Annotated in this window: 17 protein-coding genes; 13 read left to right on the top strand and 4 right to left on the bottom strand. The window is 64.1% G+C overall.

What is annotated here, in order from left to right:
* Window positions 1–9 precede the first annotated feature (9 nt).
* Complete coding sequence (locus ACSFDB_RS17120) at window positions 10–378, top strand: hypothetical protein (protein WP_440772126.1); 369 nt, start codon at window positions 10–12, stop codon at window positions 376–378.
* A 34-nt stretch (window positions 379–412) separates the two neighbouring features.
* Here ACSFDB_RS17120 and ACSFDB_RS17115 read toward each other — a convergent pair whose 3' ends face one another.
* On the bottom strand, window positions 413–736 hold the full coding sequence (locus tag ACSFDB_RS17115) for an ASCH domain-containing protein (RefSeq protein ID WP_440772125.1): 324 nt from the start codon (window positions 734–736) through the stop codon (window positions 413–415).
* 110 nt (window positions 737–846) lie between these two features.
* Between ACSFDB_RS17115 and ACSFDB_RS17110 the strand changes: the two genes are divergently transcribed.
* The 7 genes from ACSFDB_RS17110 to ACSFDB_RS17080 all read left to right on the top strand — a co-directional run bounded on the left by ACSFDB_RS17110 (window position 847) and on the right by ACSFDB_RS17080 (window position 8,688).
* Entirely contained in the window at window positions 847–1,800 is a 954-nt protein-coding gene (locus ACSFDB_RS17110) for a DUF6159 family protein (RefSeq protein WP_440772124.1), read from the top strand.
* A gap of 87 nt (window positions 1,801–1,887) precedes the next feature.
* Entirely contained in the window at window positions 1,888–2,064 is a 177-nt protein-coding gene (gene rpl18a / locus ACSFDB_RS17105) for a 50S ribosomal protein L18Ae (protein WP_006092542.1), read from the top strand.
* Window positions 2,061–2,516, top strand: a complete 456-nt coding sequence (gene pfdA, locus ACSFDB_RS17100; RefSeq protein ID WP_440772123.1) for a prefoldin subunit alpha — start codon at window positions 2,061–2,063, stop codon at window positions 2,514–2,516. The genes rpl18a and pfdA overlap by 4 nt, the downstream gene beginning before the upstream one ends.
* A 21-nt stretch (window positions 2,517–2,537) precedes the next feature.
* A complete protein-coding gene (gene ftsY / locus ACSFDB_RS17095; RefSeq protein ID WP_440772122.1) occupies window positions 2,538–4,103 on the top strand; it encodes a signal recognition particle-docking protein FtsY in 1,566 nt (521 codons plus the stop codon).
* Window positions 4,104–4,242: 139 nt separating this feature from the next.
* Entirely contained in the window at window positions 4,243–4,833 is a 591-nt protein-coding gene (locus ACSFDB_RS17090; protein ID WP_440772121.1) for a hypothetical protein, read from the top strand.
* Window positions 4,834–5,300: 467 nt separating this feature from the next.
* Window positions 5,301–6,986 carry a nitrite/sulfite reductase gene (locus ACSFDB_RS17085; RefSeq protein ID WP_440772120.1) on the top strand — a complete coding sequence of 562 codons (1,686 nt, stop codon included), beginning with the start codon at window positions 5,301–5,303 and terminating at the stop codon, window positions 6,984–6,986.
* Window positions 6,976–8,688 (top strand): Coenzyme F420 hydrogenase/dehydrogenase, beta subunit C-terminal domain, encoded by a 1,713-nt coding sequence (locus tag ACSFDB_RS17080; protein ID WP_440772119.1) that lies wholly within the window; start codon window positions 6,976–6,978, stop codon window positions 8,686–8,688. The genes ACSFDB_RS17085 and ACSFDB_RS17080 overlap by 11 nt, the downstream gene beginning before the upstream one ends.
* 108 nt (window positions 8,689–8,796) lie before the next feature.
* Here ACSFDB_RS17080 and ACSFDB_RS17075 read toward each other — a convergent pair whose 3' ends face one another.
* Together ACSFDB_RS17075 and ACSFDB_RS17070 are read right to left on the bottom strand one after the other, a co-directional pair.
* Complete coding sequence (locus ACSFDB_RS17075; RefSeq protein ID WP_440772118.1) at window positions 8,797–9,117, bottom strand: hypothetical protein; 321 nt, start codon at window positions 9,115–9,117, stop codon at window positions 8,797–8,799.
* Window positions 9,118–9,254: 137 nt separating this feature from the next.
* Window positions 9,255–9,695: a hypothetical protein gene (locus ACSFDB_RS17070; RefSeq protein WP_440772117.1), complete on the bottom strand. Its 441-nt coding sequence runs from the start codon at window positions 9,693–9,695 to the stop codon at window positions 9,255–9,257.
* Window positions 9,696–9,850: 155 nt separating this feature from the next.
* Between ACSFDB_RS17070 and ACSFDB_RS17065 the strand changes: the two genes are divergently transcribed.
* From ACSFDB_RS17065 to ACSFDB_RS17045, 5 genes are all read left to right on the top strand, one after another.
* Window positions 9,851–10,903, top strand: coding sequence for a phosphatase PAP2 family protein (locus tag ACSFDB_RS17065; protein ID WP_440772116.1), 1,053 nt, complete (start codon window positions 9,851–9,853; stop codon window positions 10,901–10,903).
* Between the two features lie 344 nt (window positions 10,904–11,247).
* Window positions 11,248–11,847, top strand: coding sequence for a GNAT family N-acetyltransferase (locus ACSFDB_RS17060; RefSeq protein WP_440772115.1), 600 nt, complete (start codon window positions 11,248–11,250; stop codon window positions 11,845–11,847).
* 71 nt (window positions 11,848–11,918) lie between these two features.
* Entirely contained in the window at window positions 11,919–12,587 is a 669-nt protein-coding gene (gene thiE / locus ACSFDB_RS17055; protein ID WP_440772114.1) for a thiamine phosphate synthase, read from the top strand.
* On the top strand, window positions 12,580–13,419 hold the full coding sequence (gene thiM / locus ACSFDB_RS17050) for a hydroxyethylthiazole kinase (RefSeq protein ID WP_440772113.1): 840 nt from the start codon (window positions 12,580–12,582) through the stop codon (window positions 13,417–13,419). Before thiE ends, thiM begins: the two co-directional genes overlap by 8 nt.
* Window positions 13,420–13,501: 82 nt before the next feature.
* A complete protein-coding gene (locus ACSFDB_RS17045) occupies window positions 13,502–13,774 on the top strand; it encodes a DUF7553 family protein (protein ID WP_440772112.1) in 273 nt (90 codons plus the stop codon).
* A 27-nt stretch (window positions 13,775–13,801) separates the two neighbouring features.
* On the opposite strand, the gene ACSFDB_RS17040 is transcribed toward ACSFDB_RS17045, so the two are convergent.
* Window positions 13,802–14,437, bottom strand: coding sequence for a rubrerythrin family protein (locus ACSFDB_RS17040; RefSeq protein WP_440772111.1), 636 nt, complete (start codon window positions 14,435–14,437; stop codon window positions 13,802–13,804).
* Window positions 14,438–14,583: the final 146 nt, after the last annotated feature.

Below are 14,583 nucleotides of genomic sequence, written 5' to 3'. Positions count from 1 at the left end.
CCGGTTTTAGTGCTGTTACTCACGCCGGCCCTGTTTCTGCTCGGCTTCGGGTGGCCGATCGTGGTGGACGTGGTGATCCCGAACGGGGGACAGACCGTTTGGGTGGTCCTGTCAGCTGCTCCACCCCTGTTCGGCACGCTCGCCGCAACCGGTATCACTGCCTATCGCGGTCAGGGAGTGTCTGTCGGGTGGCTCCTGGGAGTTGCGTTCTGCTGTGGCTTGCTGTTCTTGTTCATGACGGGGGACTATACACTAGATACGACCGAACGACTGGTAGCGGCGGTCGCGCTCTCGCTCGCGGTGACGGTCCCGCTCGGTGCAATCGGTGCCGTCGTGGGATACGCAACGAGACGCCTCTCGACGAAAATTGGTCCCTGACGGGTCGATACGTTCGCGACTCGAGTTCGACCGATCAGTCGTCGTTCGACTGCGGTTCGAACCGATGCCGAACGATTTCGCTGTCGTCGTCCCACTCGAAGTTCTCGTGCGCGCGCTCGAGCAGGTTGCGATAGGCCTCGAGATCGTCCATCCCTTCGGCTTGTGCGTCTTCATCGGTCAGATCCCCGAGCGTTCGTTCGGTGATATCGGTCACCTCGAACGCGATGTCCTCGATCGTGAACGTATCGCCCGCCTCGGCGTACTGGTGGCCGCGGTGGATCTGGGTCACGTCGCCCTCGAGGGCCTGCGTTTGCATCCGTTCGCTGGGCAGTAGCTCGCCGGGATCGAGTTCGCTCATGTGGCTTCGTTCGGCGGCCGCGGTAAAACCGTTTGGCACCGCTCGTGCGGCCGTATCATCGTGTTGCTTTATCGGGAATATTTATATTGGGTGCCGGACACGATCCGCGTATGGTCCTCCAATCAGTGTTCGCCCGGTTTCGCACCGGGTTTCAGATTGCGAAGGCGTCGTTCGGCGTGCTCAGACGCGAGAAGTGGTTGCTCGTGTTTCCCCTACTGTACGGTCTCACTTGGACGGCGGGACTGGCCCTCCTCCTCGCCGGACTGTTCGTCGCCTTGATCGGCGTCGGGTTCGGGTTGGATGCCGTAGACCAGATCGCGTCGGTCTCGGACGGCACGGTCGACGGCGTCGCACAAGTTGCGATGATCGCACTCTCCTTCCTCGTGATGTTCGTCGCGACGGCCGTCGCGACCTTTTTCAGCGCCGCGTTGGTCCACTCGGTCGGGAGCCTGTTTCACGACGAGTCGACGAGCCTCCGGGCCGGGTTCGCCGGTGCCTGGGAATCCAGGCGGACGATCCTTGCGTGGGGCGTCGTCGGTGCGGTCGTCGGCCTGATCTTCCAGGCCCTCGAGAGTCAGGATGGCTGGGGCGCTCAGATCGTCAGGGCGATCGCCGGCGCGGCGTGGTTCATGATGACGTTCTTCATCGTCCCCGTCATCGTCTTTCAGGGCGGCGGCGTCCGGGACTCGTTGCGCGACAGCGTTAGCCTGTTCCGCGAGACTTGGGGCGAAGCCGGCGGGGTCAGTCTCGGCGTCGGACTCGTGACGGTGACGCTCGGCGCGCTCGTCGTCGCTGTCGGAATCGGCGCGCCGCTGTTGCTGGTCGCGAACCCGGGCTCGGTGCTCGTCTACACGGTCGTCCCGACCGTACTGTTGCTCGGTGCGCTCGCCGTCGTCCACATCGCCGCGACGGCCATCGCGAAGACTGCGCTCTACCAGTACGCAACCGACGGCGAACTGCCGCCGGAGTTCGAGGGGATCGATCCCGACGCGATCGTGAAGCGAAAACGCGACTCGAGCGAACTGACCGGCGCGAGTTCGGGACAACGGCCCGGACAGATCTGAACGACGCCGCGTATTCCGGTTCCGTCGGCCGGTCGCTGACTCCGACGGAAGGGAAGATTCTTCCGACTGCCTGCCGGAGTGGTAGCCATGAGTCAATTTACGGTCACCGGTCGGTTCAAGAACCGCGACGGATTCGCGGAGTTCGAAACAACGATCGACGCGCAGAACGAGAACGTCGCACGGGAGCACGCACTCTCCCAGCTCGGGAGCCAGCACCGACTCAAGCGGACCGAGATCGATCTCGAGGAGGTCGTCGAACAATGAGTCAGCAGCAACTTCAGCAGCTCTCCCAAGAGCTCCAGGAGATCGAACAGGAGATCGAAGCGCTCGAGGAGAGCGTCGAAGCGATCCAGCAGCAGAAGACCGAAGCCGACGAAGCGATCGAAGCCCTCGAGAGCCTCGAGACGGATTCGACGGTGCAGGTGCCGATCGGCGGCGGCGCGTACCTCCGTGCGAACATCCAGGACATCGACGAAGTGATCGTCGAACTGGGCGCGGACTACGCGGCCGAGTTCGAACAGGACGGTGCCATCGACGCCCTCGAGAACAAGCAGGAGAACCTCGACGACCGCATCGACGAGGTCAACTCGGAGATCGCCGAACTCGAGTCCGAGAGCAGCGAACTCGAGCAGCAGGCCCAGCAGATCCAACAGCAGGCGATGCAACAGCAGATGCAGCAGATGCAGGGCCAGCAGGGCCAGGGCCCCGACGAATAACGTCGGCACACCATCCGTACTATGTTCGACAACCTGAAGAAGAAACTCGGGAGCTTCCGCAAAGACGCCGAAGAGGCCGCCGAAGAGAACGTCGAGGAGGTCGACGAAGACGAACTCGAGGCGGCCGATACTGCTGAAGCCGAGAGCGCTGCGGCCGAACCCGCCGAAGCCGAGAGCGCTGCGGCCGAACCCGCCGAAGCCGAGAGCGCCGCGTCCGAATCTGCCGAAGCCGAGAGCACCGAGTCGGCACTCGAGGACGACGAACTCGGGGATATTGCCCCTTCGGAAGCCGAAACCGAGCCGTCCGAAGCCGAGGCTGATACTGACGACGCGACGCTCGAGACGGAGACGGCGGAAGCCCCAGATACTACCGACGAGACGGTCGACGACGTCGCCGAACCTGACGACTCTGATCGCGAACTCGAGGCAGAGACCGAACCGCCGACCGAGTCGGCGGTCGACGGCGCCGAGTCGGACTCTGCTTCGACCGCCGAAACGAGCGATATTCGGGAATCGTCCGAATCGTCTGAATCGGTCGAGTCGTGGGTGACGCAACCGGTTCCGGACGCCGACGAGTCGTCCGACGGCGATTTCGCGGGCGACACCGAGCGGGATTCGGTAGCGATCGACGCGAGCGTCGCCACAGACGCGGACGACGCAGCTGCAGCCGACGACACCGACCCCGAGGACGACTCCACCGGGTTCGGTAACAAGGCTCGTTCGCTCGTCAAGGGGAAGTTCGTCATCGAGGAGGAAGACCTCGAGGGCCCGTTACACGAACTCGAGATGGCGTTGCTCTCGAGCGACGTGGAGATGGGCGTCGCCGAGGAAATCCTCGACAACATCCGCGACGAACTGGTCGGCGAGACGCGGACGTTTACGACCTCGACCGGCGACGTCGTCGAGGAGGCGCTGAGCGACGCGATCTACGACGTGATCAGCGTCGGACAGTTCGACTTCGACGAGCGGATCGCCGTCGAGGACAAACCCGTGACGCTCGTCTTCACCGGCGTCAACGGCGTCGGAAAGACGACTTCGATCGCCAAACTCAGCCGGTACTTCGAGGAGCGTGGCTACTCGACCGTGATGGCCAACGGCGACACCTACCGCGCCGGGGCCAACGAACAGATCCAGGAGCACGCCGACGCGCTCGACACGAAACTCATCAGTCACCAGCAGGGCGGCGACCCCGCCGCGGTGCTGTACGACGCCGTCGAGTACGCCGAGGCGAACGATATCGACATCGTGCTGGGCGATACGGCGGGTCGACTCCACACCGACGAAGGGCTGATGGATCAACTCGAGAAGATCGGTCGCGTCGTCGATCCGGACATGACGCTGTTCGTCGACGAAGCCGTGGCCGGTCAGGACGCGGTCAACCGCGCCCGTGAGTTCAACGAGGCCGCCGAAATCGACGGCGCGATCCTGACGAAGGCGGACGCCGACTCCAACGGCGGGGCGGCGATTTCGATCGCGCAGGTCACCGGGAAACCGATTTTGTTCCTCGGCGTCGGACAGGGGTACGACCACCTCGAGCGGTTCGATCCCGACGAGATGATCGATCGACTGCTCGGCGACGAGGCGTAGCCGCCGTCGATCCGATCCGTTTTTCGGCGAAGTTCGCTACGAGCGATCTCGGCGACGCCCGTTGGCGCTCCGAACCCACGTTCGAAACCCGGAGCACGCAATACGAAACATACATATAATGTATTGCTGACATCTATGTATGCGCACACCCCGGTCCCGGCGTGCCCTCCTCTCGGCGGTGCTGCCGTTCTCGATGGCGTTCGCCGGCTGCTTCGAGGAGCAACTCACGAGCGCAGACGACCCCGAGTCGGCGTTCATCTCCGAGAACGAGTACGACTGCGCCGATATCGACCGTCCTGAGCCCGACGATCCAGTTCACAGCCACGGCCTCGAGTCGATGGCGTATCCGTCGCCCTCGGATCCGTTGACTGACGCCGAAGCGTTCGCTCGCGAGTTCGAGGAAGCGTATCGGCACAACAGCTTTCTCGAAGAGTACGGATCGGCGACGCGAGTTGTCAGCTTCTCGGTTAGGGACAGCGAACTGGAACGGATCGAGTCAAATCTGGAGTCGGAGTCCGGGATGGAGGCCGTACTGGTCTCGATCGTCTACGATCTCTCGACGGAGACCCAGCGGGGGACGCCGACGAACGAGCGCGGCTCTCGCGTCTCCTACTATGTCGACGAACACGTCGCACTCCGCTCGCGGTATCAGCACGGAATCGCGAGCGAACCCGATCCGTTCGACCCCGACCCTCGAGACGCAGGTACTGCCGTCGTCTGTTTCGACTGATCGGACTCGTTTCGCGATCTCGTATCGAGGTATCGGTAGATGTGATAATAATCGGTCGCCAGGTCAACATGTCTTGATCACTGCGCTCACTTATCGGAGATTATTGCCGGAATAGGTGACGACTCTTGCTGTGGGCGTTCGTGGCCGACCGGTTCCCGTCCTCACGGCACTGAATCCCGTTCTGACCGGCTTCACGTGTCGCTCGAACGAGGCAATAGTTGCTGGTGAAAACGACCGTCGTCATGATTCGCCCCATTACGGGCTGGTATAGGGTTTGCGTGAGACTACCCGGCAAACGATGGTCTTTCACTACAGTGTGACCTCGCTGCTGGCCGCTCTCTCCCGCCAGCGGTGGTACACATGAATCACAAAAACGCGAGCGTTTTCGAACTCACACGAACCACCGAAACGGCTTCGCCGTCTCGCACTTCGCTTCACTTCGTTCAGCGAAACACGAGGTGGTTCGCGTGAATACGACGGAGCAGTACAAGCAGAACAAGCACCCACTCGACGTGATCGACGACGTCTACGACTACGCCGACGACGAACTCTCGTTCGAGGAAATCGAGGAGCGCGCCGGCGGCGGCGAGTGGGAGCGCCTGAAGTGGGCCGGCATGTACGCCCAGAAACAGGAGGGCTACTTCATGATCCGAACCAAGGTGCCGGGCGGGAAGCTCACGCCCGAACAGGCCGAGGTTATCGGCGAAGTGACCGACGACCTCGCCGTCGCACCCGAAGAGTACGGCGGTGCGGAGCAGAACGAACTCTGGGGCGACGCCTACCTCGACATTACGACCCGACAGGACATCCAGAAACACTGGATCCGCGTCGAGGACGTCCCGGAGATGTGGAACCGCTACGACGAGGTCGGCCTGACGACGGTCCAGGGCTGTGGTGACTCCGCCCGGAACGTGCTCGGCTGTCCGGCGGCCGGGATCAGCGACCACGAGTGTTTCAACGCCCAGCCGGTCATCGAGGCCGTCTCGGACTTCTTTACGAACAACCGCGAGTACGCGAATCTCCCGCGGAAGTTCAAGATGACCATCACGGGCTGTGCCCACGACTGCGCGCAGTCCCAGATCAACGATATCGGCCTCGTTCCCGCGAAGAAGGAGCTCGAGGGCGAGCACTACTACGGCTTCCACGCTCGCGTCGGCGGCGGCCTCTCCGACGGCCCGCGGATGGGCTCGGAGCTCGACGTCTTCATCCCCCCGGAAGACGCCGTGGAGTTCTGCCGCGCCGTCGCCCAGACGTTCAAGGAGATCGGCGACCGCAACAATCGCGGCGTCTGCCGCATGCGCTATCTCGTCGAACAATTGGGTCCCGCGAAGTTCGAGGAGGCCATCCGCGACCGAACGGCCATCGACTTCCCGACCGGCGGGGAGAATCTGACCGTCGGCTATCAGGGCGACCACGTCGGCGTCCACGACCAGAAGCAGGACGGCCTGCAGTACGTCGGTTTCAACGTCGTCGCCGGTCGGATGGGCGGCGACGAGTTCGCCGAGGCCGCCCGTGCGGCGAAGAAGTATGGCACCGAGGACGCCTCAGTTCGCCTCGCGACCGACCAGAACTTCCTTATCACGCACATTCCCGAAGAGAACGTCGAGGACCTCCTCGCGGAGCCGTTCGCCGCGGACTACCAGCCGAATCCCGGCGCCTTCTCCCGCGGTGCCGTCGGCTGTACCGGCAGCGAGTTCTGTAACTACGCGATCATCGAGACGAAAAAGCGGACCAAGCGCTGGGCCCGCGAACTCGACGAACGCATCAATGTTCCCGACGACATCGAGGCTATCCGGATGCACATGTCCGGCTGTTCGGCCTCCTGTGCCCAGCCACAGATCGCGGACATCGGCTTCCGCGGCGAGACAGTCAAGCTGGACGAAGATGGTGAGTCCGACATCGTCGAGGGGATGGACTTCGGTCTCGGCGGCTCGCTCGGCGCGGACAACGAGTTCTTAGATTGGATCGAGAACGCCGTCCCAGCCGATTCGGTGATTCCGGCCTTAGAGCAGTTGTTCGACGCCTACAACGACGACCGACACGACGGCGAGCAGTTCTACGAGTGGTGTCGCCGCGTCGACAACGGGGAGCTTCGGACGATCATGCAAGGGGCCGAGGCCCCAGTTGCTGGAGGTGTCGCTCATGGGGACTGACAATGAGAACGAGCGAAGCGAGTTCTCAGAGACGCGAGCGGGAGCAGCGGGGACCGAGCGGAGCGAGGACCCCGACGATGCGAGCGGTGAAACCGCGAGCGAGACGCGACACGCGAGCCGCGAGGATGAGCAAACGTTCCCGTCCGTTCCAGAATCGCAGACGGACGACGACGAAGCGGTCATGTTCCCGGAAACGGGAAGCGCTGCGCCGCGGTCCCGCGAGGGAACGGACCACGCTCGAGAGGGTGCGGTCCAGACCGGGACGGACGACGCCGACGACAGTTGCTCGCCGAACACCTGCTCCTGCGGCGAGAAGACCGGCGACACGTCGGCACAGCGCGTCGCCACCGACGGTGCCGGCGTCGCCAACGTCGACGAGATGGGCGAACTCGGCGACCTCGAGTTCACCGAGCCCGCCGAGGGCATCAGTCAGGACGTATACGACGACGCGCCCGACACCCGTGTCGGCGTTCCCGAGGGCGTCGATCTCGACACGCCGGAGTACTCGATCCGCGCGGAGATGAACGACATCGAGACGCCGGACGAGAAGACCTGGTTCATGGAACTGGACGAGGCCGTTATCGACGAGGGTCGCTGTATCCAGTGTGGAACCTGCGTCGCGGCCTGTCCCTCCGATTCGATCGGCGTCGGCGAGGACGACCTCCCCAAACTGGTCAAGATGTGCACCGGCTGTTCGCTCTGTTGGGACTTCTGCCCCCGCGGCGGGATGCGTTACGAGCGCCAGTGGAAGATCACCGGCGGCGACGACAACGTCAAAGGCGCCGGCGACCCGATTACGGAGTTCTCCGCGAAGGTCGAGGACGACTGGACCGACGGCGCCCAGGACGGCGGCGTCGTCACCGGCGTCCTCGCGACGCTGCTCGAGGCGGGCGAGATCGACGGCGCGCTCATCGCCACCGAGAGCGAGGAGGAAGCCTGGAAGGCCGAGAGCTTCCTCGCGACCACGGAAGAAGAGCTCATCGAGAACGCGGGCACGGTCTACAATCAGACGCTCGCGCTCGGCAACCTCGACCTGAAACAGTGGGAGCACAAGCTCCCAGACAAGGACTGGGACGACCTCTCGCTCGCCCTCGTGGGGACGCCGTGTGAGATCGAAGGCATCCGCGCCCTGCAGGACTTCGAGTGGGACTATCAGGCCCAGAACGAGGGCATTCGGGCCGTCGACTACACCATCTCGCTGATGTGTACGAAGAACTTCAACTACTACAGCCTCATGGGCGAGCAGTTGGAGGAAAAACGCGACATCTCGCCCGACCAGATCGGCAAGATGGACGTTCTCAACGGCAAGATGATGGTCTACGACCACGACGGAACCATGATCGTCGAGGAGGACGTCGAGAACTTCCACGACGCCGCACTCAAGGGCTGTGACGAGTGTGCGGACTTCACCGGCTTCTGTTCGGACATCACCGTCGGCTCCGTCGGCTCGTCCGACGAGTACTCGAGCGTCATCATCCGGACCGATCAGGGGATGAAGGCGTGGGAGCTCACTGAGCCGAAACTCGACTACCACGATCTCGAGGACAAGTCCGCGGTCGGCAAGCTCCAGGGCTGGGACAAGAAGAAGGCCTTCGAGAGCCTCGAGCGGCCGTTCGACCCCGACGCGCCGCGGTTCATCGACTACACGGATCACGCCGAGAACTACGGCACGGCGCTGAACCCACACGATCAGGGGCACTGAGCCGACGCTATCGCGTTTTGCTACGTGCCACTGAGCCAGGACGAGACAGGCCAGAACAGCAGGAATGCGGTCCGAAAGGGGCAATTGACCGAAATTCCGGCTACAAATTCAGTTCTGGCCGGTATACGTGTGGCCGACACCACTCGACTCGAAGAGCAGTACCGTTACGCAGACACCGAGCAAAAACGGATAGAGCAGTGGTCGACTGTTTACGAAGAGGGCTAGATATCCGAAGGCAACGAGGAAGAACAGCCCGTCGATGGCCCAGGCACGAGCTTTCGTATCTGCGTGTGGACGGCCGACTTGATGAAGCGTATTCACTAGTACTCCTATAGCGAACACGCTCCACGAAAAGACCCCGTCTGGAAATACGAACATAATAACTCCTATAGAGATATTGATAGATATCAGAGATATGATGAATACCACTCTGACAATCATTGGTCTTGAACTATTGGATATTCATCAACTCATTCTTGATATACTTTCGGTTGGTTCGCGGTGATCCAGTCTCCGTTCACGTCCGCTTTCGCCACTGCCCACCCAGTTCCGCTCTCTGTTTTCCGTCACAATGCTATCGTGTAGCGCGTGATCTCGTCTCCTTCGTCAACGGTGACCTCGACCGATTCTCCCGGCTCGAGCAGGTCGTTCACCGCGGCCTCTGGTTTGGGTGCGATTTCGGCCGGGAAGACGAGGTCCACCGTCCCGTCCTCGGTATCGTGGCGTTCGGCGGTCGCCTGTACGACCCCGCCGTCGTCGACGTGGATCGTAATCGCAACGTCCGGCCTGGGGGTGCCGTCGGCTGCGTCCGCTTCGGCTGCAAAGGAAACAGCCCGGACGCCGTCCGCCCGCTCGAACGCCTGGACGCTCTCGGTCGGCACCGATTCATCGTGTTCGTCGGCGAGATACGCCTCGAGTCGACCGACGTACTCGGTCTCGAGGGCTTTCGCTGCGAGCGTCTCGGCCTCCTCGCCGGTCAGTTCCGTCAGTTGCGACTGGTCGTCCATATCACACGCGACCACAACCGCTGGGAAAAGAATGGGTGCCGTTACGGCCACCTTCGGGGTAGGTCCGTCCCGTCGACGCTCGAATTCGGACCGTACTGTCCCCGGAGGCGGGACGAGCCGACACCGATTAGTGTTCGATCACCGTACGGTTCAACATGTCCAGAGGAATCGGCGAGTTCGAACCGATCCAGGAGGTCATCCCCGAGTGGGCGGCGATCCTGGTCGCCCTCCTCACCCAGTTGGGTGACGTCTGGTTTCTCGCCTTGCTCGTCGGTGGACTCTACTGGTTCTATGCGACCAAACGCGAGGATGCAGCCGTCATCATCGGACTGACGATGGCCGGCCTCTCGCTAATCACCGGATTGAAACACGTCTTTAGCTTGCCGCGCCCGGGCCAGCCCCTCGTCGCGATCGAGTCCCTGCCCGGCCTGCTCCAGCCGCTGTACGAGGCGACGGGCATGGCCAGCGGCTACGGCTTTCCGAGCGGCCACGCGCTCATGACGACCATCGTCTACTTTAGTCTCGCAAAGCGGCTCTCGATCGGCACGCCCCGGCGACGGTTCGCCGGTGCCGCGACCGTCGTCACGCTCGTCGGCCTCTCGAGAGTCGCGCTGGGCCTCCACTATCTCGTCGACATCGTCGCCGGCGTCGCCGTTGGATTGACGTTCCTGTTCGTCGCGGAACGCCTGCTGGCTCGCTCCCCGACCGAACAGGGAACGGTCGCGTTCTCGCTCGCGGTCGTCTCGAGTGCGTTCGCGCTCGCCGCGAGCAGCCTCGAGCCGGATGCCGTTCTCCTGCTCGGTGCTTCGCTCGGCACGTTCGGCGGCTGGCAGCTCATCAAGCTCGGCCAGGACGTCTTCGCGGTCGATCGTCCCTCGGAAGCGGTCCGCCCCGTCGCGCTCAGAGTCGCACTCGCCGGCGCGGCCTTTGCGCCGCTGGTCGCCGCCCTCGAGTACTTCCAACTGCTGTCGCTGCCCGCAGCGGGGGGCGCACTCGGCCTCGCGCTGGCCGTGTTCGTCACGATTCCCGTGTTGACCCACTCCGAACGCGCCAGCAGGGTCTGGACGGCGCTGGTCTTCTGGCTCACGATGGCGGCGCTGGGGATTCGCTACCTGCTTCGACCGTCGACCTGGCGACGAGGCTACGCCGGCGGTCGACGGGTCGCGGGTCGGGTGCGTCGGTGGATTCGGACGCAAACGTCGAAGTGAGGGAGAAGCAGTATACTTGATACTGGCAACGATGCGATCCGGGTTCGGTGTTCGATAAACGAAACCGTTCTGCGAAGACGAGCGTTCTGCTACTGCTGGCAACAATGAGTGCCACGTCCTCCCCAACCGACTCACTCGCGTCGCTCGTTCGTCCCTCGCGCGGTTTCGAACCGTAGCTCACTGTTCGTTCGCTACGGTTCAGCGCGCGCCACCGCAGTGGTTCGGTCGGACTGAAGCGGTAGCGTCACGTCTGACTGCTCTCGCGACCAATCAATACGATTCGCTCTCTCGACGGTCCTCGAGTCCTTCGGCGCGTTTATCAGTAATCGCCGAAATCCTCTCCCATGGAATCCGACTCTCGTATCCGGACCGCGCGGCCGGCGGACGCGGCCGCCGTTCGGGACATCTACGCGCCGTTCTGCGAATCGTCGGCGGTCACGTTCGAGGAAAGCCCGCCGACGGAATCCGAGATGGCCGACCGGATCGAGTCTACCCTCGAGACCTACCCCTGGCTCGTCTGCGAACTCGAGGGGAGGGTCGCCGGCTACGCCTACGCGGGGACGCTCCGCAAGCGCCGGGCCTACCAGTGGACGGTCGAACTGTCGGTGTACGTCGCCGAAAGCGCCCGCGGGGCTGGTGTCGGTCGCGCGCTCTACGAGTCCCTGTTCGCGATCCTCGAGCGCCAGGGCGTTTGCGACGCTTACGCCGTCACGACGGTGCCGAACCCGGAGACCGAACGGTTCCACGAACGGCTCGGCTTCGAGCGGGTGGTCGACTTCCCCGCGATGGGGTACACGGAAGGCGACTGGTACGACGTCGCCTGGTGGCGGTATTCGGTCGCCGAGAAGCCGGCCGATCCGGAACCGATCGCCCCGCTGCCGGACGTCCGCGACGATCCGAACTGGGAGTCGCTGGTCCGGCGCGGCGAGACGCGACTCGAGTAGGTGGCTCGAGCGTGCCCGCCTCGGTCCGTTCGACCGAAGTCGATTAGTGGGCGAGAACCGCCTGTTCAATCATGGATCCGTCGAACTACGGCACCTACCTCGTCACCCAGCAATCGATCTCGGAGGGGCGTTCGACGCCCGAAATAGTGCGGGCGGCGATCGACGGCGGCGTCGACGTCGTCCAGCTCCGCGAGAAGGAGACCGAGGCCCGGTTTCGGTACGATCTCGGGCTCGAACTCCGCGAACTGACTGCGGAGGCGGGGGTCGACCTGATCGTCAACGATAGGATCGATATCGCACAGGCGATCGACGCCGACGGCGTCCACGTGGGCCAGTCGGACCTGCCGGTGACCGTCGCGCGCGACCTGCTCGGACCCGACGCGGTCGTCGGCTGTTCGACCTCGACGGTCGAGGAAGCGCTCGAGGCGGAAGCCGCGGGCGCGGACTACCTCGGTATCGGCGCCGTCTACGGCACGTCCTCGAAGGACGTCGCCGCCGAGGAGGACGGCGTCGGCCCCGAACGGATCGCCGAGATCACCGACGCGGTCTCGATTCCGGTCGTCGGAATCGGGGGCATCACAGCTGAAAACGCCGGCCCGGTCGTCGAGGCCGGCGCGGCCGGCGTCGCCGTCATCTCCGAGATCACCGCGGCCGACGATCCGCAGGCTGCGACCGCCGCGCTCGCGGAAACCGTCGAAACTGCGAAGGGGGTGGCGAACGGATCGACATCCGATGAGTGAGTCACTACCCACTGATACCACCGGCGACGATCTCGCGAACTCCCTGCGGACGATCGCCGACGGATCGCCGCTCGTCCAGCACCTGACCAACGAAGTGACGATGAACGACGTGGCCAACCTCACGCTCCACTGGGATGCGCTCCCGGTAATGGCCGACTCGCCGGGCGACGCCGGCGAGATGGCCAACGGCGCGGCCGCGATCCTGCTCAACACGGGCCAGGTTCCGGCGGGGAAAGTCGAGGCCATGCACGAGGCCGCCGAAACCGCTGCCGAACGGGACATTCCCGTCGTCCTCGATCCCGTTGGCGTCGGCGCGACGCCGACTCGAGAGGCCGTCGCCGAGGAGTTACTCGAGGCCGTCGACTTTTCGGTTATCAAGGGCAACTACGGCGAGATCAGCGCGCTCGCGGGCGTCGAAGCGGAGGTGAAAGGCGTCGAATCCGTCGGCGAGTACGAGGCGATCGAGGATGCGGCCCAGTCGCTCGCCGAGTCGACCGGCGCGACGGTCGTGGCGAGCGGCGTCGAGGACGTCGTCGCGACCGCCGACGGAGCCGTTCGGCTCTCGGTCGGTCACGAGATGCTCGGCGAGGTCGTCGGCACCGGCTGTATGCTCGGCGCGACCGTCGCGTCGTTCCACGGTGCGCTCGAGGATGCCGAGACGGCCGCCGTCCACGGCACGCTCGCGTTCGGCATCGCGGGCGAACTCGCGGCCGAGATGCCCCACGAGGGGCCGGCGAGCTACCGGACGAACTTCCACGACGCCGTGGCCGGTTTCTCCGCTGACGAAGCGGCGGGGATGGACCTCGCGGATCGGATCGAACGCGTTGCCTAATGCGATCGTACGCGGGTGCTGGTGTTTCCACCGACTCGGAAGGAGTGAAACGGTTTTATCGGCCGCCGGTGAATCACGACGTGTGACCCGACCTGAACTCGAGAACGCCGCTGCAACGCTCCAGGACGCCGCCGAGTCCGCGTCGGACGACGAGACCCGGGACCGGCTGGAAAATCAGGCACGGCAGTTCGAGACGCTGGCCGAGGCCGACCGCGGGCCGGACCACGGCAAACTCGCGCGCCACGAACACGTCCTCACCGAAATCGCGGACGACGAGGGCGGCGCGGTCGCCAACCTCGTCACGGAGGCGCTCGAGTCGATCAGCGCCTACCGGGAGACGGTCGACGGCGTGTAGCGCCGTCGGTTTCGCTTCTTCAGCCGGTCAGCAGACTGGCTTCGGATTCGCACCCATCGCCTCGAGGTTCTCGACGTACTCGCCGTAGGCGGCCTCGATCGCTCCGGTCGCGGCCTCCGTTGCGCGCTCGCGGTCCTCGTCGCTCTCGCAGACGTCCTCGAGCAACTCCTCGGCGCGCTCGAGTTGTGCGTCCAGCTCGTCGCCGAACTCGCGGAAGACGCCGGCGGTCTGAGGGTCGGCGTCGCCGACGAAGTAGCCGACGACCTGTTCTTTCGAGCGCTTGCTCGCGAGAATTCGGCCGAGGAAGCCGCCGACGCGCTCGACCGTCGACTCGAGGCCGCGCAGATACTCGTGGAGCGCAGGGATCTCTCCCGGCTCGTACTCGTCGGTTCCGAGGTGGTCGAGAACGGTCTCGTAGTGGTCCTGTTCTTCCGCAGCGGTGGCTTCGAACGCCTCGCGCGCGTCGTCGTGAGCCTCGCTGTCGGCCCACTCGAGGAACGTCTCCCAGGCGGCGTGTTCGGCGTCGGCGGTCGCGCGGAGGACGGGTTCGGTGTCGATGTCGCCGCCGGTGTCGGCGTACAACGACTTCGAGGAACCGAGTCGGGAGAGCGCGGTCTGGTTGTCTTCGCGGACGGCGTCGAGGATGGCTTCGGAATCAGTCATAGTGAGTCGTTCGACCGGCCTCGAGTTAGTAGTGTCGTGATCTGTAGTCGTCTGTCGAACCGACGCCAGGTCGGGGTCGGCCGGGAGTAGCGGGCCCCTTCGGGCCGATAGGCACCGACTACTCACGAGACTTGAACACTAACGTA

The sequence above is a fragment of the Natronorubrum amylolyticum genome (assembly GCF_052040145.1).
GTDB lineage: Archaea > Halobacteriota > Halobacteria > Halobacteriales > Natrialbaceae > Natronorubrum.
Note: the sequence above shows the minus strand (reverse complement) of the source record. Positions and strands in the feature narration are given on the sequence as shown.